Source organism: Sphingomonas sp. PP-CE-1A-559, from assembly GCF_004340965.1.
GTDB lineage: Bacteria > Pseudomonadota > Alphaproteobacteria > Sphingomonadales > Sphingomonadaceae > Sphingomonas.
This window is the reverse complement of sequence record NZ_SLYA01000002.1, coordinates 229,404-246,910: the sequence shown is the minus strand read 5'-3', so window position 1 is coordinate 246,910 and position 17,507 is coordinate 229,404. Positions and strand designations below refer to the sequence as shown.

General features: G+C 65.1%; 17 protein-coding genes. 9 read left to right on the top strand and 8 right to left on the bottom strand.

Going from position 1 to position 17,507, the window contains the following annotated elements; all coding sequences use genetic code 11:
• Positions 1 to 78: 78 nt before the first annotated feature.
• Positions 79 to 984, bottom strand: a complete 906-nt coding sequence (locus C8J42_RS06580) for an SDR family oxidoreductase (protein ID WP_133019390.1) — start codon at positions 982 to 984, stop codon at positions 79 to 81.
• A 97-nt stretch (positions 985 to 1,081) separates the two neighbouring features.
• Here C8J42_RS06580 and C8J42_RS06575 point away from each other — a divergent pair, with 97 nt between their 5' ends.
• Positions 1,082 to 1,909 carry a helix-turn-helix transcriptional regulator gene (locus C8J42_RS06575; protein WP_133019389.1) on the top strand — a complete coding sequence of 276 codons (828 nt, stop codon included), beginning with the start codon at positions 1,082 to 1,084 and terminating at the stop codon, positions 1,907 to 1,909.
• A gap of 31 nt (positions 1,910 to 1,940) precedes the next feature.
• On the opposite strand, the gene C8J42_RS06570 is transcribed toward C8J42_RS06575, so the two are convergent.
• A complete protein-coding gene (locus C8J42_RS06570) occupies positions 1,941 to 4,562 on the bottom strand; it encodes a PAS domain-containing protein (protein WP_243644155.1) in 2,622 nt (873 codons plus the stop codon).
• 190 nt (positions 4,563 to 4,752) lie between these two features.
• Here C8J42_RS06570 and C8J42_RS06565 point away from each other — a divergent pair, with 190 nt between their 5' ends.
• Together C8J42_RS06565 and C8J42_RS06560 are read left to right on the top strand one after the other, a co-directional pair.
• A complete protein-coding gene (locus C8J42_RS06565) occupies positions 4,753 to 5,157 on the top strand; it encodes a DUF2147 domain-containing protein (protein ID WP_207897080.1) in 405 nt (134 codons plus the stop codon).
• 171 nt (positions 5,158 to 5,328) lie between these two features.
• A complete protein-coding gene (locus C8J42_RS06560; protein ID WP_133019388.1) occupies positions 5,329 to 5,814 on the top strand; it encodes an Hsp20 family protein in 486 nt (161 codons plus the stop codon).
• Positions 5,815 to 5,889: 75 nt separating this feature from the next.
• Here the strand turns inward: C8J42_RS06560 and C8J42_RS06555 are convergent, their stop codons facing one another.
• From C8J42_RS06555 to C8J42_RS06545, 3 genes are all read right to left on the bottom strand, one after another.
• On the bottom strand, positions 5,890 to 6,162 hold the full coding sequence (locus C8J42_RS06555; RefSeq protein WP_133019387.1) for a hypothetical protein: 273 nt from the start codon (positions 6,160 to 6,162) through the stop codon (positions 5,890 to 5,892).
• Positions 6,163 to 6,411: 249 nt separating this feature from the next.
• A complete protein-coding gene (locus C8J42_RS06550; RefSeq protein ID WP_056057800.1) occupies positions 6,412 to 6,696 on the bottom strand; it encodes a CsbD family protein in 285 nt (94 codons plus the stop codon).
• A gap of 250 nt (positions 6,697 to 6,946) precedes the next feature.
• A complete protein-coding gene (locus tag C8J42_RS06545) occupies positions 6,947 to 7,960 on the bottom strand; it encodes a sensor histidine kinase (RefSeq protein ID WP_207897079.1) in 1,014 nt (337 codons plus the stop codon).
• A 246-nt stretch (positions 7,961 to 8,206) separates the two neighbouring features.
• On the opposite strand from C8J42_RS06545, the gene C8J42_RS06540 reads away from it, so the two are divergent.
• Together C8J42_RS06540 and C8J42_RS06535 are read left to right on the top strand one after the other, a co-directional pair.
• Positions 8,207 to 9,454 carry an FAD-dependent oxidoreductase gene (locus tag C8J42_RS06540; protein ID WP_133019927.1) on the top strand — a complete coding sequence of 416 codons (1,248 nt, stop codon included), beginning with the start codon at positions 8,207 to 8,209 and terminating at the stop codon, positions 9,452 to 9,454.
• Between the two features lie 78 nt (positions 9,455 to 9,532).
• Positions 9,533 to 10,591, top strand: coding sequence for a CaiB/BaiF CoA-transferase family protein (locus C8J42_RS06535; protein WP_133019386.1), 1,059 nt, complete (start codon positions 9,533 to 9,535; stop codon positions 10,589 to 10,591).
• Between the two features lie 10 nt (positions 10,592 to 10,601).
• Here C8J42_RS06535 and C8J42_RS06530 read toward each other — a convergent pair whose 3' ends face one another.
• Positions 10,602 to 11,465 (bottom strand): CoA ester lyase, encoded by an 864-nt coding sequence (locus C8J42_RS06530; RefSeq protein WP_243644154.1) that lies wholly within the window; start codon positions 11,463 to 11,465, stop codon positions 10,602 to 10,604.
• A 232-nt stretch (positions 11,466 to 11,697) separates the two neighbouring features.
• Between C8J42_RS06530 and cysD the strand changes: the two genes are divergently transcribed.
• The 3 genes from cysD to C8J42_RS06515 are packed head-to-tail and all read left to right on the top strand — an operon-like array spanning position 11,698 to position 15,286.
• A complete protein-coding gene (gene cysD, locus C8J42_RS06525; protein ID WP_133019384.1) occupies positions 11,698 to 12,603 on the top strand; it encodes a sulfate adenylyltransferase subunit CysD in 906 nt (301 codons plus the stop codon).
• Positions 12,603 to 14,540 carry a sulfate adenylyltransferase subunit CysN gene (gene cysN, locus C8J42_RS06520; RefSeq protein WP_133019383.1) on the top strand — a complete coding sequence of 646 codons (1,938 nt, stop codon included), beginning with the start codon at positions 12,603 to 12,605 and terminating at the stop codon, positions 14,538 to 14,540. Before cysD ends, cysN begins: the two co-directional genes overlap by 1 nt.
• Complete coding sequence (locus C8J42_RS06515; protein WP_133019382.1) at positions 14,537 to 15,286, top strand: 3'(2'),5'-bisphosphate nucleotidase CysQ; 750 nt, start codon at positions 14,537 to 14,539, stop codon at positions 15,284 to 15,286. The genes cysN and C8J42_RS06515 overlap by 4 nt, the downstream gene beginning before the upstream one ends.
• Before the next feature lie 13 nt (positions 15,287 to 15,299).
• Here the strand turns inward: C8J42_RS06515 and C8J42_RS06510 are convergent, their stop codons facing one another.
• Together C8J42_RS06510 and C8J42_RS06505 are read right to left on the bottom strand one after the other, a co-directional pair.
• A complete protein-coding gene (locus C8J42_RS06510) occupies positions 15,300 to 15,557 on the bottom strand; it encodes a hypothetical protein (protein ID WP_133019381.1) in 258 nt (85 codons plus the stop codon).
• 39 nt (positions 15,558 to 15,596) lie between these two features.
• A complete protein-coding gene (locus tag C8J42_RS06505) occupies positions 15,597 to 16,478 on the bottom strand; it encodes an aldo/keto reductase family oxidoreductase (protein ID WP_133019380.1) in 882 nt (293 codons plus the stop codon).
• Between the two features lie 94 nt (positions 16,479 to 16,572).
• Between C8J42_RS06505 and C8J42_RS06500 the strand changes: the two genes are divergently transcribed.
• Positions 16,573 to 17,481, top strand: coding sequence for a LysR family transcriptional regulator (locus tag C8J42_RS06500; protein ID WP_133019379.1), 909 nt, complete (start codon positions 16,573 to 16,575; stop codon positions 17,479 to 17,481).
• Positions 17,482 to 17,507: the final 26 nt, after the last annotated feature.

The window sequence follows — 17,507 nt, the reverse complement described above, 5'->3', positions numbered from 1 at the left end:
GCACCGATGCAAGCGGCATCTGCTCGACGCGTATCCCGCTGACGCCAAACTATAAATTGTCGCCAGCGGGATGCTCGCTCAGGCGTCGACCAGGCCCGATGCATAGTCCATGGCTTCAAGATCGGCGATCAATCCGGGACCGGTCGGGTTCCAGCCGAGTTGCGCGCGCGTCCAGTCGCTGGAGGCGAGCATGTCGAGCGAGGCGAACATGCCGAACCAACCGAAATGATCGTTCGCCTGCTCCTGAGTCAGCGATAGCGTCGGCAGGCCCAGCCCGGCCGCGACGACTTCGGCGATCGCCCGCGCGCTGACGCCTTCCTCCGCGACGGCATTGTACCGCGCGCCCTTCTCGCCCTTGTCGAGCACGAACGCGTAGAGTTTCGCCACGTCCAGAACGTGCGCAGCGGGCCAGCGATTGTCGCCGTCACCGACATAGGCGACCACGCCCTTCTCGCGCGCGATATCGACATAGGGCGTGATCAGCCCCTGCTTGACGGTATCGTGGACCTGCGGAAGGCGCATGACGCGGACGTCTACGCCCGCCTCAAGAAGCACCTGCCCCGCCTTTTCCGACGCGATGCGCGGATTGGGGTAATCGGGGTTGAACGCGGACTCGAGCGCAGGTTTGCCCGGGCCGGTATCGCCGATCCCGGTACCCGACGTGATGATCATGGGACGATCACTCCCCTTGAGCACCTCCCCCATCGCGCCGATCACGCGGCGGTCCTTTTCGCAGTTCGCGACGAAGTTGGTGAACTCATGATCGAACGCGGTGTGGATCACCGCATCGGCCTGCTCCGCCCCGCTGCGCAGGCTGTCGAGATCGACGAGATCGCCGCGGTGCACCTCGGCGCCGGCGTCCTCAAGCGAACGAGCACCGGCGTCGGACCGGGTAAGACCCAAGACCTCATGCCCCGCACTCAGCAGTTCCGGCACGATACGCGACCCGATGAAGCCCGTCGCACCCGTCAAAAATACACGCATCCAAACTCTCCGATATTGTCCGGAGCAAGACTTGGGCGTACTTCGACACCTGTAAAAGTAGTGACCTTATCATGGTATAATCTTCAACAGGATGTCGATGTCTATCGAGACTGACAATGCGCTCGGCACGTTCCTGCGCGATCGCCGGGCACGCATGGACGCGGCCGCGTTCGGGTTCAGCGGTGGACGACGGCGGACGCCCGGCTTGCGCCGCGAGGAAGTCGCCCAGCGCGCGAACATCTCGGCGACCTGGTACACCTGGCTCGAACAGGGCCGCGGCGGCGCGCCATCGGCCGACGTCCTCAACCGCATCGCCGGCGGCCTGATGCTGACCGAGCCGGAGCGCGAACACCTGTTCGTGCTTGGTCTCGGCCACCCGCCCGAAGCGACCTATCGCGCCTCCGACGAAGTCACGCCGCGGCTGCAGCGCGTGCTGGATGCGCTGGAATGCAGCCCGGCGATCGTCAAGACGCCGACTTGGGACGTGGTCGCGTGGAACGCTGCGGCGGCGACCCTGCTGACGGACTATTCAACGTTGCCCCGCGACCAGCGCAACATCCTGCGCCTGATGTTCACCAATGCGAGCATCAAGGCGGCCCAGGAGGACTGGCTCAACGTTGCACGCTACGTTGTCGGTACGTTTCGGGCAGATGCCGCGCGTGCTGGCGCGGGCGCGGAGATCAGCCAACTGGTCGAGGAACTGTCGCGGCTTAGTCCCGAATTCGATGCGTTATGGCGCGACAACAACGTTGCCCGGCATGCGGACGGCCTGAAGCGGCTTCACCATCCGGTACACGGCCTGCTCGAACTCGAATTCTCGGCATTTGCGGTCGACGGTCGGCCGGACCTTGGGATGATCGTTTACAATCCCGCCACCCCGGAAACGGCGCAGCGTATCCGGGCGCTGATGGCGCCGACCGCCTGAGCCTTTCGCGCGCGGATCGACAGCTGCTTCTTTATTCCGCCGAGCCGTCCGAACTCCTGTCGGCGCTTCCCCAGCCCGCCGCCTTGCGCAGTACGCGCGACAATTGCTCGACCGAATACGGCTTGTGGAGCAGCTCGAACCCGTGCGTACCGTCCTGCGCGAGGATATTGCTGTACCCCGACGTCAGCACGACCGGCAGGCTCGGATGGTCGGCGCGGATCGCCTTGCCGAGTTCGATGCCGTTCATCCCCGGCATCACCACATCCGAAAACACGATGTCGAAGCGCGAGGCATCCTTGCCCAGCTCCGCCAGGGCCTCCTGCGCATTGGCCGCCCACACCGTCACATAGCCAAGCTCGGCCAGCGACTGCGTCGTGAACGTCCCGACTTCCCTGTTGTCCTCCACGACGAGCACGCAGGTTCCATGACCGTCGGCCAGCGTCTGGACGGTGTCGTCCTCGGCAGGACGGTCGCTCTCGTCGACCTGCGGCAGATACAAGGTGAACGTCGCGCCCTCGCCGGGCGGGCTTTCGACGACGATGTCGCCCTCGGACTGTTTGGCGAACCCGAACACCTGGCTAAGACCGAGACCGGTGCCCTGCCCGACGCCCTTGGTCGTGAAGAACGGCTCGAAGATCCGCTCCAGTTTCTCGGGTTCGATGCCGGTGCCGCTGTCGGTCATCGAGATGGCGACATAGCGTCCCGGCACGGCCGGATGCGAGCGAACGGCGGGGATGAACGATGCCGGTCGTACCGCGATCAGGATATGGCCCGCGCCGTCCATCGCGTCACGCGCATTGACCGCCATGTTCACGAGCGCGGTATCGAGCTGGCTCGGATCGACGTTGGTGAACAGCGGCGTCTCGGGCACGTCGATGTCGATGACGATCCGCGAGCCCGTCAGCGTGCCCAGCATGTCGGCGATGACGCGCAGGCTTTGTCCCACGTCGATCACCTCGGGCTGGAGCGCTTGCCGCCGCGCGAAGGCGAGCAGTTGCCCCGTCAGTTTCGCGGCACGATCGGCGGTGTCGGAGATCGCATCGATATAGCGTTCGCGCCGTTCCGCACTGAGGTCCGGACGCTTCAGCAGGTCGGTCGCCGAACGGATGACCGTCAGCAGATTGTTGAAATCATGCGCGACGCCGCCGGTAAGCTGGCCGACCGCTTCCATTTTCTGCGACTGGCGCAGCGCATCTTCGGCATGCTGGAGCTCGCCGGTCCGCGCCGCGACCTGCTGTTCCAGAGATGCCGCCAGAGCTGCGAGCTCCTGCTCCGTGCGCCGCCGCTCGGTCGCGATGCGGGTGCGCTCGGCGACCTCGCGAACGAACGCCACCTCGTCCGCGCGCCATTGCCTTGCACGGCCGCTGCCGAGATAGAGCATCGCGACCAACCGTCCGTTTTCCATGATCGGCATGTTGACGATCGCGCGGACGGAAATCGCCTCCAGAGCAGCGACCGTCGACCGCGTCCGCGGATCGGTGTGCGCGTCTTCGATACACACTTCGTCGCCATTTTTCAGATCGTCGATGTACGTTCCGAAGCTGCGTAGATTGAAGCTGCCAAAAAGGGGCGCGACGCGCGGCGCACTCCAGTCGCGCATGATCGTGAGCGTGTCGGCGTCGATCTCGCCATAGCCTGCCCGATCCGCGCCGACCGTTTGGCCGATGATCCGCGCAGCCGCGAAGGAGATATCATCCGGTTCGTCCGTGTCGCGAAACACGTCGCCCAGTTCGACGAGCGCCGCGCGCATGATCTCGCTGCGACGCTGGTCGGTGATGTCGGTCGAGACGCCGGCGATCCGCAACGCCTCGCCCTCGGTGTTGAAGAAGGGCTGGCCGCGCGAGGCGAGCCAGCGCAGTTCTCCATCGCGGCGATAGATGCGGTAGACCACGTCATAGTCGGTGCCCTCAGCGACGCAGCGACGGACTTCGGCTACGCTTTTCGCCCTATCCTCGGGATGGATTGCCTCGAGCCGGTCCTCGTAGGTGAAGGGCTCGTGACTGGGGCGGCCGAATATTTCCTTGCACGTATCGGATGCAGTCAGCTGCTTGCTGGCGATCTCCAGGCTCCAGGTGCCGAAGCGTGCAGCCTTCAGTGTGAAGGCCAGCTCGCGCTCCTGCTCCTGCTGCATCCGCAATCGGTCGGTCAGCTCGGCCAGAAGCGCGGCATTGCTCGATTCCAGACCTTGCAGCCGTTCGCGCTCGAGAGTCACATCGACCTGGCTTGCGAAGAAATAGGCGAGCACGCCTTCGGTATCGTAGACCGGCGCCAGCAACAGGCGGTTCCAGAACAGCTCGCCGTCCTTGCGGTGGTTCTGGATGTCGATCTCGATCGGCCGGACCTGCCGCACCGCCTCGCGAATCTTGACGACGGTCGCAGCATCGGTCTCCGGCCCCTGCAGGAACCGACAATTGCGGCCGAGGATCTCCGCCCGACTATAGCCGCTCAACCGGCAAAACGCGTCGTTGGTAAACACGACGGGATTGTCGGGCAGCCGGGGATTGGTGATGATCATCGGCATCCGCGTGGCCCGCACGGCCGCGACGAACGGATCGGTGCCGACGTCCTGCGCGATCAGCTCGGCCGCGATCCGCTCGGCATCCGCCGTCATTTTCGGGGCGCTTTCGACGGCGCTGTCGATGATATCAGTCAAAACAGTCTACTCGTCGATGATCACCAATCCCGGTATCTAGGGTAGCGACCAAATCATCGCAACGCCGTCCATTAGATACTGAGCCAAATCAGCCGCATAGGTAGCAATCGAAATTCCGGTTTTACCTATTCGACAGGGCTCGAAGCGAGGTTTGGCACGTTCGATCCGGTAGGGAATTCGAGAGGATGACATGCTTTTCAAATATTCGGCCGCAATCCTGGCACTCTCGCTGGTCGCCGCGCCCGTCGCGGCACGAACCCCGCCGCCCGCCGGGATCTGGGCCAACCCGCACAACACCGTCCACGTGACCTTCAAGCGCTGTCGCGATGCGATCTGCGGGACGGTCGTGTGGGCGAGCCGCACTGCGATCGAGGACGCGCAGCGCGGCGGCGTCGACCAGCTCGTCGGCGAGGAACTGTTCCGCGATTTCGTCGAGGACGAGCCTGGGCGATGGAGCGGCGAGGTCTTCATTCCCGATGTCGGCCAGACCGTGTCCGGCACGATCACGCAGATCGATGCCCGCACGTTGGTCGGCGAAGGCTGCATGTTCGCCGGGTTCGGCTGCAAGACGCAGTCGTGGAAGCGCATCAAGTAGCGGATTGCAGCCGCTAGCGACCGGTGCAAAAAATTTCGTTCGGAAATCTTGACGCCTTCGGACACGAAATTATTTCCCCGATCGCCGGACGCGTCGATCGGTCCGGCGACTGAGGGCACCGGCTTTACCGGTGCTCCTCGTGCTCAGATTGCTCATGAGGAGGATTTGGATATGAGGACGAACTTCGACTTTACGCCTTACCGTCGTTCCACGGTCGGTTTCGACCGTCTGTTCGACTTGCTGGAAGCGACCGCGCGAACCGAAACGGTCGATGGCTACCCGCCGTTCGATATCGAACGCGAGAGCGAGGACAGCTATCAGATCACGCTCGCCGTCGCCGGGTTTCGCCCCGACGACATCGAGATCGTCGCGCAGAACAACCAGTTGACGGTCAGCGGGCGCAAGCCCGACGAGCGCGACGATGGCCGCTTCGTCCACCGCGGGATCGCGACCCGTGCGTTCGAGCGCCGCTTCCAGCTTGCCGACTTCGTGCAGGTCCAGAATGCGAGCTTCGACAACGGCCTCCTGCGCATCGCGCTGAAGCGCGAAATCCCCGAGGCAATGAAGCCACGCCGGATCGAGATCACCGGCACCGCAGCCAATGATCGCAGCGGCGATCGTCTCGAAGACAAGCAGGCGGAACGCTCCGCCGCGTAACGGGAATGACGACTGCCAGCCCAAATGCTGGCAGTCGTTCTTTTATTCGGGCGCTATTATTCGATGCGCTCGGCTTTAGCGCGGCGGCGGCATCTGGACGTGAATATCGGCCGCCGAGGGCACGACATGGTTCGGTCGAGCGGTCATCCGCAGCCATCCGCCGCGGACCATAACGAGTGCTACGCTCGCGGCGATGACCGCCAGTCCGAACTCAATCTTGCGGAGCGTATCGCGGTTGCGGTCGTCGGTATTCCAGACCTTGTCCCAGTCGTCGTCGGATCGCTGCTCGCGGTGTCCCACAACGAGGTTGGAATCGTAATCGGTTTCGTAATCCGTATGATCCGTCATGCGGGGCTCCTCTCCGATGTCCGATCGACATAGTTCTTTGGCAGCGCGACCGTTGATCACGGTCCGCAATTGCAGCGAATTGGTATTGCGTGGTTCGCGATGAGGTCGCCGGATATTCGATCGACCAGCCGCCGCTTGTTTATCGGTAGCGCAACGATCGAGTGCGCTTGGTGTCGTACGTCTTCGGTAACGCGAGTAACGGTATAGCGGCGGGAGCGATCATGCGCCCCCGCCGCGACGCGCCGAGGCTTACTTGCCGCGGAGCGTGTTGATCAGGGCGATACCCAGCACACCGGCAACTGCTGCGGCGGTGAACGGACGCTCCTTCGAGAACTGGCGGACATAGTCGACCAGCGGACGGATGTTCTCTTCGACGACGTCCTTGGCCTGGCCGACCGTCTTCTGGACGGTACCGGTCAGCTGATCCGCTGCGCCTTCGCTCTGCAGCGACTTGTCGCCGATCGCACCGCCAAGGGTTTCCTTGACCTTGCCGCTGACGTCGGTTGCTGCGCCGCTGAGGGTGTCGGTGTTCATGAATGATCTCCTTCGATACGTGGATGATGGGGCTTCAAACGACGAAGCCGGCGGGAATATCCCGCGCTGCTCCTCGCTGCTGAAAACGATGGGGTCGCACGGGCAAAGAAGTTCGCGCTCCGGCAGACCCGAAACTCATATTGCCCAGAGACATAACCCATCGGACCGCGGATGTTTCCGCAGTATTCCTGCACCCGCATCAGGTACTAAACTACTATCCTGGTGATCACGGCCGGGCGTTGAAGGCCAGTCAGGATGAAAGCCGGTCTCGCCGCATCGTCAGCGTGATGATTACCCCGCCCGTCGACCATTCATAGGCGATCGAGCCCCCCAGCTGCCCGGCAACGGTACGGCGGACGAGCTTGCTGCCAAAGCCTTCCCCGGCATTCGGGCTTTCGACTTCCGGACCGCCGCGTTCGAGCCAGGTCAGGATCACTTCGTCTTCGGTCGCGGTGCTGGACAGGTCGAGCGTTCCGGTCGGTGCGGACAGCGCGCCGTATTTCATCGAATTGGTCGCGAGTTCGTGGATGATCAGTCCCAGTCCGGTCGCGGCATTCTCGCCGACGCCCATGCGCTCGACCGCGACGCGGATGCGGCCCTTGAAGGCGCCCATGTCGTCATAGGGGGCCAGCAACACCGAGAGCAGGTCGCCGAGCAACGCCGCGTCGCCCTGCCCGCCGGGCAACGGACGGACGAGATCGTGCGCCCGTCCCAGCGCACTCAAGCGCTCGGTCAGTTCGCGCGCCATGTCCTGCGTATTGGGTGCAGTGCGCGAGGTTATCGCGGTCAGGCCGCTCGCGATCGCCAGCAGGTTCTTGACGCGGTGGCTCATTTCGCCAGCGAGCAGTTCGTTGCCCTCCTCCGCCTGCTTGCGGCCGGTAACGTCGAGGAAGATGCCGAACATCGTCCGTCCGACGATCCCGACATCCTCGCCCTGGCCGCGTGCGGAGATCCAGCGGACCTCCTCGCCGATCATGATCCGGAAGTCGGTCTCGTAGCTGCCGAGTACCGCGCGGGTGGCGGCGAAGGCGGAGTGGACGCGGTCGCGATCGGACGGATGGATATGCGCCGACAATTCCTCGAACGTGACTTCGGCGCGCCACGGGAGGCACCAAAGCTCGAAGCCCCGCTCGTCCATCGTGAAGGCGTCGGTGTCGACGTTCCATGCCCACAGGGCAACGCCCGCGGCGGTGACCGCAAGCCGCAGATGGTCGGGGTCCCACGCGTGCGCCTTGGGTATTTCGGCAGTTCCGTCCGCAATCACTTCGGCAATCCCCCGTCCGAACGCAGAGCCCGGCCACGGAGCCTAATACACACCGCGCGCGCTTTACGGTAACTTCGCGCAAGTGGCGCTGTTCACTGCACGGGAGGATCTGCGGCCGCAGTTGAGGTCATCCGACATCGCCAATAGGAATGCGCACCACGAGGGCAGATCGGCGTGCTACTCGACCGGGACCAGGTGGACGAGGGTAGCGATATGAACAGCATCACAGGCGATGCGCGACGGGACATGCCGGTGTTCGCCGATGTCGTCATCGTCGGCGGTGGGCACGGCGGAGCGGCGTGTGCGATCGCGTTGCGCAAGACCGGCTTCGAGGGTTCGATCCTGATCGTCGGCAAGGAGGCCGAGCTTCCCTATGAACGGCCGCCCTTGTCGAAAGAGTATTTGTCGGGCGAAAAGGTCTTCGGCCGTATCCTGATCCGACAGGCGGCGTTCTGGACCGAACAGCGCATCGATCTGCGGCTGGGATCGCGTATCGTATCGGTCGATCCGGTCGAGCACAGCGCGACGACGGAGGACGGTACGACGATCGGCTATGGGCGACTGGTCTGGGCGACCGGCGGGACGCCCAGACGACTGACCTGCGCTGGCCATCATCTCACCGGCGTCCACACCGTGCGCGACCGCGCCGACGCCGACCGGATGATCGCCGAACTGCCGGATGTCGGGACCGCGGTCGTGATCGGCGGCGGGTATATCGGGCTCGAAGCCGCCGCGGTGCTGCGCAAGTTCGGCAAGTCCGTCATCCTGCTCGAGGCCCTCGACCGGGTACTTGCGCGCGTCGCGGGCGAAGACCTGTCGCGCTTCTTCGAGGCGGAGCACCGTGCACACGGCGTCGACGTGCGGCTGGGGCAGTCGGTCGACTGCATCCTGGGCGATGACCGCGTCACCGGGGTCCGGCTGGGGGACGGCACCGTCATCGCCGCCGACATGGTGATCGTCGGCATCGGCATCCTTCCCGAAGTCGCGCCCCTGATCGACGCGGGTGCGGCGGGCGGCAACGGCGTCGCCGTCGATGGCGCATGCCGGACGAGCGTGCCGGACGTGTATGCGATCGGTGACTGCGCGTTGCACGCCAACCGGTTTGCCGGTGGGGCGGCGGTGCGCGTCGAATCGGTGCAGAACGCGAACGACCAGGCGACCGTCGTGGCGAAGGACATCGTCGGCCAGCCAGCGGTATATGACGCGGTGCCGTGGTTCTGGTCGAACCAGTATGACCTGAAGCTGCAGACCGTCGGACTGTCGATCGGCTATGACGACACGGTCCTGCGCGGCGATCCGGCGACGCGCAAATTCTCGGTCGTGTACCTGCGCGACGGCCGTGTCATCGCGCTCGACTGCGTGGGTGTGGTCAAGGATTACGTCCAAGGTCGCAAGCTGGTGGAAGCCGGTGCGATGATCGACCGGGCCATCCTCGCCGACCCTGGCATCATGCTGAAGGACATGGTGCCGCTGGACCCGCCGACGCTTTCTTGACTCCGGTTCGGCATCGGTCGCACCTTGCAGCCGAACAGCGCGGATATCGGATCGCATGGCAATGATGAGTATCGGCGCATGACGGCGCTGGCGGGCCTGCGGGTCGTCGAGTTCGCCAGCATCGGGCCGGGCCCGCATGCGGCGATGCTGTTGTCGGATCTCGGTGCGGAGGTGCTGCGGATCGAGCGGGTCGGCGGCGGATTTCGCAATCTCGTGCTGGACCGCGGCCGCGCCCGGCTCGCGCTCGACATCCGCACGCCGGAAGGGCGAGAGCAGGCGCTGGCGATCACGGACCGCGCCGACGTTGTGATCGAGGGGCTGCGACCGGGCGTGATGGAGCGGCTCGGCCTCGGCCCGGATGTGATGCTCAAGCGCAACCCGCGGCTCGTCTACGGGCGAATGACCGGGTGGGGACAAACCGGACCGCTCGCACAGGTGGCGGGCCACGATCTCAATTACATCGCACTCAGCGGCGCACTCGCGGCGATCGGCTCGCCGGGAACGCCGCCGCCGCCGCCGCTCAACCTGATCGGCGATTTCGGCGGCGGATCACTGTATCTCGTCACCGGTATCCTTGCGGCGCTGCTCGAACGCGCGCGATCCGGGCTTGGGCAAGTCGTCGATGCGGCGATCGTCGACGGGGTTTCGTCGATGATGGCGCTGTTCGCGGGCATGGTCCCGGCTGGCGTCATGTCGATGGACCGCGACCGCAATCTTCTCGGCGGCGCGGCGCCGTTCTACCGGTGCTACACCTGCGCCGATGGACGGTACGTCTCGGTAGGCGCGATCGAGCCGAAATTCTATGCCGAGCTGCTCGATCGGCTTGGGCTTCCCGCCGACCTCGCGGCGGAGCAGATGGTCGTCGAGCGCTGGCCCGAAACCACGCGACGCTTCGCCACGGTGTTCGTGACCAGATCGCGGGACGAGTGGTGCGACGCGCTGGAGGGTACCGACACCTGCTTTGCGCCCGTGCTGGAACTCGACGAGGTGCCGACGCATCGCCACATGGCCGATCGCGGTGTCGTCATCGACGGCATCTGGCAGGCAGCCCCTGCCCCGCGGCTGTCCCGCACGCCGGGCCGGATCGCGCCCAGCTCCGATGGCACGGCGCTGCTGGCGGAATGGGGCGTCGGCTAGGACGCCGCGATCACGCGCGCCCGACTTGCCGCAACAGATGCTCCGCGCGCGACAGATAGGGTCGGTCGAGCATGCCGCCCTTGTAGCCGATCGTACCGACGCCGGGGTTGGCCGCGAACAGATCGACGATCGCCTGCGCTTCGGCGATCTCCGCCTCGGTCGGCGTGAAGGCGGCGTTGATCACGTCGACCTGCGCCGGGTGGATCGCAAGCATCCCGCGGTAACCGTCACGCCGGACCTGCTCCGCGCGCGTCTTCAGCGTGTCGAGATCGCGGAAGTCCCCCTGGATCGTCTCGATCGCGGTGACGCCTGCCGCCGCGGCCCCCAGCAGGCACATCGACCGCGCGAGTTCGTAGGTGAAGCGATAGCTTCCATCGGGATTGCAGTTCGCGCTCGCGCCGATCGAGTCCGCCAGGTCTTCCCCGCCCCAGGTCAGCGCGACCACCCGAGGAGCGCCCTTATAGTCGCCCGTGTGGAACATCGCTTCCGCCGTCTCCGTGATCAGCACGATCACCGGGGTCGACCCGATCGCAATGCCGTTCGCCGCCTCGAACGCGCACAGATAATGGTCGAGCCGTTCGACATCCTGCCGCCCAGCCACCTTGGGCAGCATGATCCCACCCGGCCGCGCGGGCATGATCGCGGCGAGATCGGTCAGCGTATACGGTCCGTCGAGCGGATTGACCCGCACCCACATCCGCGCGCGGTGTGCGACATTTGCGGTCAGCACGTCGTGGACGGTCTGGCGCGCGAGCGGCTTGTTCTCGGTCGTCACCGCGTCTTCGAGGTCGAACAGGACGATGTCGGCGCTACCTTCGATCGCCTTGGTCATCTTGCGCTCGCTGTCCCCCGGCGCGAACAACCAGGAACGCATTTTCAACGATGCAACGGACATGGCGGCATGGTCCCAGACGGATCGAAACAGGCGCATTGCGTACGGCGTCGATCGCGGGCGGGCAACTGCGGCGCAGGGTTCGCCGCGAAATCGTGCATGGTGCGCAGTGCCGTCATTCGCGGCATGAGATAGCGAAGCGTTCCCCGACCGAAGAATGCATTGATTGCCGACACCGCCCTGCGCCGGGCAAACGGCGCCGCGGAGACACATCATGGCGAAGACACTCACCCATCTGGAACGGCTCGAGGCGGAGGCGATCCACATCCTGCGCGAAGTCGTCGCCGAGGCCGACAAGCCGGTGATGCTGTATTCGGTCGGCAAGGATTCGGCTGTGATGCTGCACCTCGCGCGCAAGGCGTTCTATCCGTCGCCCCCGCCCTTCCCGCTGCTGCACGTCGACACGACCTGGAAATTCCAGGAGATGTACAAGTTGCGCGACCGGATGGCGGCGGAGAGCGGCATGGAGTTGCTGGTCTACCAGAACCCCGAAGCCGCCGCGCGTGGGATCAATCCGTTCGATCACGGTGCGCTCCACACCGACATGTGGAAGACGGAGGGCTTGAAGCAGGCGCTCAACCTGCACGGGTTCGACGCGGCATTCGGTGGCGCGCGGCGCGACGAGGAGAAATCGCGCGCGAAGGAACGCATCATCTCGTTCCGTACCGCGACGCATGGCTGGGATCCGAAGAACCAGCGCCCCGAATTGTGGAACCTCTACAATGCGCGGAAATCGAAGAGCGAGAGTATCCGCGTGTTCCCGATCTCGAACTGGACCGAACTCGACGTCTGGCAATATATCCAGCTCAACGACGTGCCGATCGTCCCGCTCTACTACGCGGGCGTGCGCCCCACGGTCGAGCGCGACGGCATGCTGCTGATGGTCGACGACGACCGCTTCCGTCTCGAACCCGGCGAGGTCCCGGTCGATCGATCGATCCGCTTCCGCACGCTCGGCTGTTACCCGTTGACGGGCGCGGTAGAAAGCACGGCGTCGACGCTGTCCGAGATCATCCAGGAGACGCTGCTGACTACGACCAGCGAGCGCCAAGGCCGCGCGATTGACAAGGATGCCGGCGGCGCTGGCATGGAGAAGAAGAAGCAGGAGGGATATTTCTGATGAGCGACATTGCCACGCAGGAGTCCGCCTACCAGACCGACGCGCTGATCGCCGAGGATATCGACGCGTATCTCGATCAGCACCGCAACAAGACGATGCTGCGCTTCATCACGTGCGGTTCGGTCGACGACGGCAAGTCGACGCTGATCGGCCGGTTGCTGTACGATTCAAAGATGATCTTCGAGGATCAGCTCGCGGCGCTCGAAGCGGACAGCAAGCGCGTCGGCACACAGGGCGGCGAGATCGACTTCGCGCTGCTCGTCGACGGGCTCGCGGCGGAACGCGAACAGGGCATCACGATCGACGTCGCCTACCGCTTCTTCTCGACCGAAAAGCGCAAGTTCATCGTCGCCGACACCCCCGGCCACGAGCAATATACCCGCAACATGGTGACCGGCGCCTCGACCGCCGATCTGGCCGTGATCCTGGTCGACGCGCGCAAGGGCGTGCTGACGCAGACCAAGCGCCACAGCTATCTGGCGCACCTGATCGGCATCCGGAACCTCGTGCTGGCGGTCAACAAGATGGACCTGATCGGCTACGACCAGGCGCGCTACGACGAGATCGTCGCGGAGTATTCGGCATTCGCGACAAGCATCGGCATCTCGACGTTCACGCCGATGCCGATCTCGGGCTTCAAGGGCGACAACATCTCCCTCAGGTCCGACACCATGCCCTGGTATTCCGGCCCGACGCTGATGGAGCATCTCGAAGCGGTCGATGTCGATGTCGACGACGACCAGGCCAAGCCGTTCCGGATGAGCGTACAGTGGGTCAACCGCCCCAACCTCGATTTCCGCGGCTTCTCCGGCCAGATCGCCGCAGGTACGGTCAAGCCCGGCGACGCGATCCGTGTGCTGCCCGGCGGCAAGACCTCGACAATCAGCCGGATCACGACGCTCGACGGCGACCTCGACGAGGCGGTCGCGGGGCAATCGATCACCCTGTCGTTCGCCGACGAGATCGACTGTTCGCGCGGCAACGTCATCGCTGCGTCGGATGCGCCGCCCGAGACCGCCGACCAGTTCGAGACGACGATCGTCTGGATGGACGACGAACCGCTGATCGTCGGTCGCTCCTACTGGCTGAAGCTCGGTACGCAGATGGTGTCGGCGACGGTGCGCGAGCCGAAATACCAGATCAACGTCAACACGATGGAGCGGCTCGCGACCAAGACGCTCGAGTTGAACGCGATCGGCGTCGCGGAGATCACGACGGATCGCGCGATCGTGTTCGAGGCCTATGCGCAGGAAGGTGCTGCGCCAAACAAGGTGCTCGGCGGGTTCATCCTGATCGACAAGATCACCAACGCGACCGTCGCGGCGGGGATGGTCCATTTCAGCCTGCGCCGCTCGCAGAACGTCCATTGGCAGGCGACCGACATCGGCCGCGAGGCGCATGCCGGGCTGAAGAACCAGAAACAGGCGGTGCTGTGGTTCACCGGGCTGTCGGGCGCGGGCAAGTCGACGATCGCCAATGAGGTCGAGAAGCAGCTCAACCTGATGAACCGGCACACCTTCCTGCTCGACGGCGACAACATCCGCCACGGGCTGAACAAGGATCTGGGCTTCACCGAGGCCGACCGGATCGAGAATATCCGGCGCGTCGGCGAGGTCGCCAAGCTGATGGCGGACGCAGGGCTGATCGTCCTCACCGCGTTCATCTCGCCGTTCCGTGCCGAGCGCGACATGGTGCGCGCGATGCTGCCGGCGGGCGAATTCATCGAGATCTTCGTCGACACGCCGCTCGATGTGGCGGAAGGTCGCGATGTGAAGGGTCTCTACAAGAAAGCACGGGCGGGCGATTTGAAGAACTTTACCGGGATCGACAGCCCTTACGAGGCGCCGCGGAATGCCGAGATCCGAGTCAACACCGTCGAGATGACGCCGGCCGAAGCCGCCGCGTTCATCGTCCGCCAGATCATGCCGCTTAAATGACAATCATAGAAAGCGACGTCCGTCTCGCCGAGCGCCTAGCGACCGAGGCGGGCGAGATCTTGCTCGCGTTGCAGAAAAGCAGCGGGCTGACCGGCAAGGACCTCGGCAAGGCGGGCGACGAACAGGCCAATACCTTCCTCATGCGGATGCTGCGCGCGGCGCGGCCCGATGACGCGATCCTGTCCGAGGAAGAGAAGGATAGCGGCGATCGCTGTTCGGTGCGCCGCGCCTGGATCGTCGATCCGCTCGACGGCACGCGCGAATATGGCGAAGGGCGGACCGACTGGGCGGTGCATGTCGCGCTTGCGATCGACGGCGTAGCGATCGTGGGCGCCGTGGCGCTGCCGGGACTCGGGATGACGCTGACCTCGGGTTCACCGAAGCCGCTGCAACCCGCGGGCGATCCGCTCCGCATGCTGGTCAGTCGCAGCCGGCCAGCACGCGAGGCAATCGCGGTCGCCGAAGTGATGGGTGCAACGCTGGTGCCGATGGGCTCGGCGGGCGCAAAGGCGATGGCGGTGGTGCGCGGCCAGGCGGACATCTACCTTCACACCGGCGGGCAATATGAGTGGGACAATTGCGCGCCGATCGCGGTCGCGCAGGCGGCTGGGCTGCACGTCAGCCGCGTCGACGGATCGCCGCTGGTGTATAATTGCGCCGATCCGTATCTGCCCGACCTGCTGATCTGTCGGATGGAGCTGGCGGCGCAGGTGCTCGACCTGGTGAAAGCACTACCGCCCGCCTGAACGGCGGACGGTATCAGCCGTCGGAGGCTACCAGCTCGACGAACTCGAAGTCGTAGCGCTGCCACCCGCGTTGCGTCGCGGCCTCGGCCAGTGCGTTGCGCTTCTTCTTCGCCTCGACGAGCGACTTGGTGTGGCCCCAGAATATCTCGGTCTTGCCGTTGGCCAGCACCGCGACGATCCGCCAGTAATGCGTGAACGGCGTCGACGTCGGGCCGATCGTCTTCACATACCCGTCGGGCAGCGTCGCGGTGAGGTAGCGTTTCTTGGCCATGACGCTGCCGTTAGCCGTCCGCCGCCCGGACGGAAATGCTTACTCGCTAGCGGCGTCCTTCCCGATGCGATCGAGCGTCGCGATCGCGTCGGCTGGCAACATGATCTCCCCCGCCGCCAAATTCTCGTGCAGATGACCGACCGACGACGTGCCGGGGATGAGCAGGATGTTCGGCGAACGCTGCAACAGCCAGGCGAGCGCGACCTGCATCGGCGTCGCGTCCAGGTCCCGTGCGACGTCCGACAGCGCGGTCGACTGCAGCGGCGAGAACCCACCGAGCGGGAAGAACGGCACATACGCGATCCCCGCCTCCGCTAGATCGTCGATCAGCGCGTCGTCGTCGCGGTGCGCGAGATTATACTGGTTCTGCACGCAGGCGATCGTCGCCATAGCGCGCCCTTCCGCGACCTGCGTCGGCGTAACGTTGCTGAGCCCGATATGGCGGACCAGACCCTGGCGCTGGAGATCGACGAGCGTCGCAAGCGGCTCGGCGATCGACCCCTCGGCCGGGCCATGCACATCGAACATCGCGCGCAGATTGACGATATCGAGCGCCTCCAGCCCCAGGTTGCGCAAATTGTCGTGGACCGCGCTGGTAAGCTCCGCGGCGGAAAAAGCCCGGTCCCATGAGCCTTCAGGTCCCCGCCGCGCACCGATCTTCGTGACGATCACGAGGTCGTCGGGATACGGATGCAGCGCCTCGCGGATCAGGCGATTGGTGACATGAGGGCCGTAAAAATCGCTCGTGTCGATGTGATTTACGCCTGCCGCTACCGCCGCACGCAGGACCGCAAGCGCCGCGTCATGATCCTTGGGCGGCCCGAACACGCCCGGGCCGGCGAGCTGCATGGCGCCGTAGCCGAGACGGTTGACGGTACGCCCTGCGAGCGGGGCGGTGGTGGTGATGCCGTGCGTGTTCATGATCCGGTCCTCCAAAGTGTGACCTTCATATGGACCGCGTTGGCTGTTACGATAACGCGGCAGTATCGGCACGGGCTGTACGGGAGCACGCACAATGGCAGTGGACGCAGGCGATCTCTCCGCGTTCGTGACGGTCGCTCGGGCGGGCGGATTTCGCGACGGCGCACGAATCAGCGGCGGCAGCGCGTCGGGGCTGAGCGAAGCGGTACGCCGGCTGGAGGCGAAGCTCGGCGTACGGTTGCTCAACCGGACGACACGGAGCGTGGCGCCGACCGAAGCCGGTGCGCGCCTGCTCGACCGGCTCGGCCCCGCGCTCGCCGAAGTCGAGGCGGCTTTGGACGTCGTCAACGGCTATCGCGATTTGCCGGCGGGACCGTTGCGGCTGAACGTGCCGGTCAGCGCCGCGCGGCTGGTGCTACCCGCGATCGTCCCCGCATTCCTCGCCGCCTATCCCGATATCCGGCTGGAGGTGATCGCGGAGGACAGCTTCGTCGACATGCTCGCGGCGGGCTGCGATGCCGGCATCCGCTACGACGAACGGCTCGAACTGGACATGATAGCGATACCGATCGGTCCGCGCGAGCAACGGTTCGCGACCGCGGCGTCACCCGACTATCTCGCGCGCCGTGGCACGCCCGTGCATCCCCGCGACCTGCTCGACCACGCCTGTATCCGCGGCCAGTTCTCCAGCGGCTCGATGATGCCCTGGGAGTTCGAGCGCGACGGCGAGATCGTCAAGGTCGAGCCCGGCGGACCGCTGATCGTCCGCGTCGGCGCGGCCACCGATCTCGCGGTCGATGCGGCGCTGGCGGGGACCGGAATCATCCACCTGTTCGAGGATTGGCTGAAGCCGCATCTCGACAGCGGTGCGCTGGTGCCGGTGCTGGAACCGTGGTGGCAGCGCTTCTCGGGTCCGTTCCTCTATTATTCGGGACGGCGGTATCTGCCGGCACCATTGCGCGCGTTCATCGATTTCGTTGCAGCCAGGCGCTCCGAAAAATGACCCACGTCCGTTCTTCCGCGGAAATA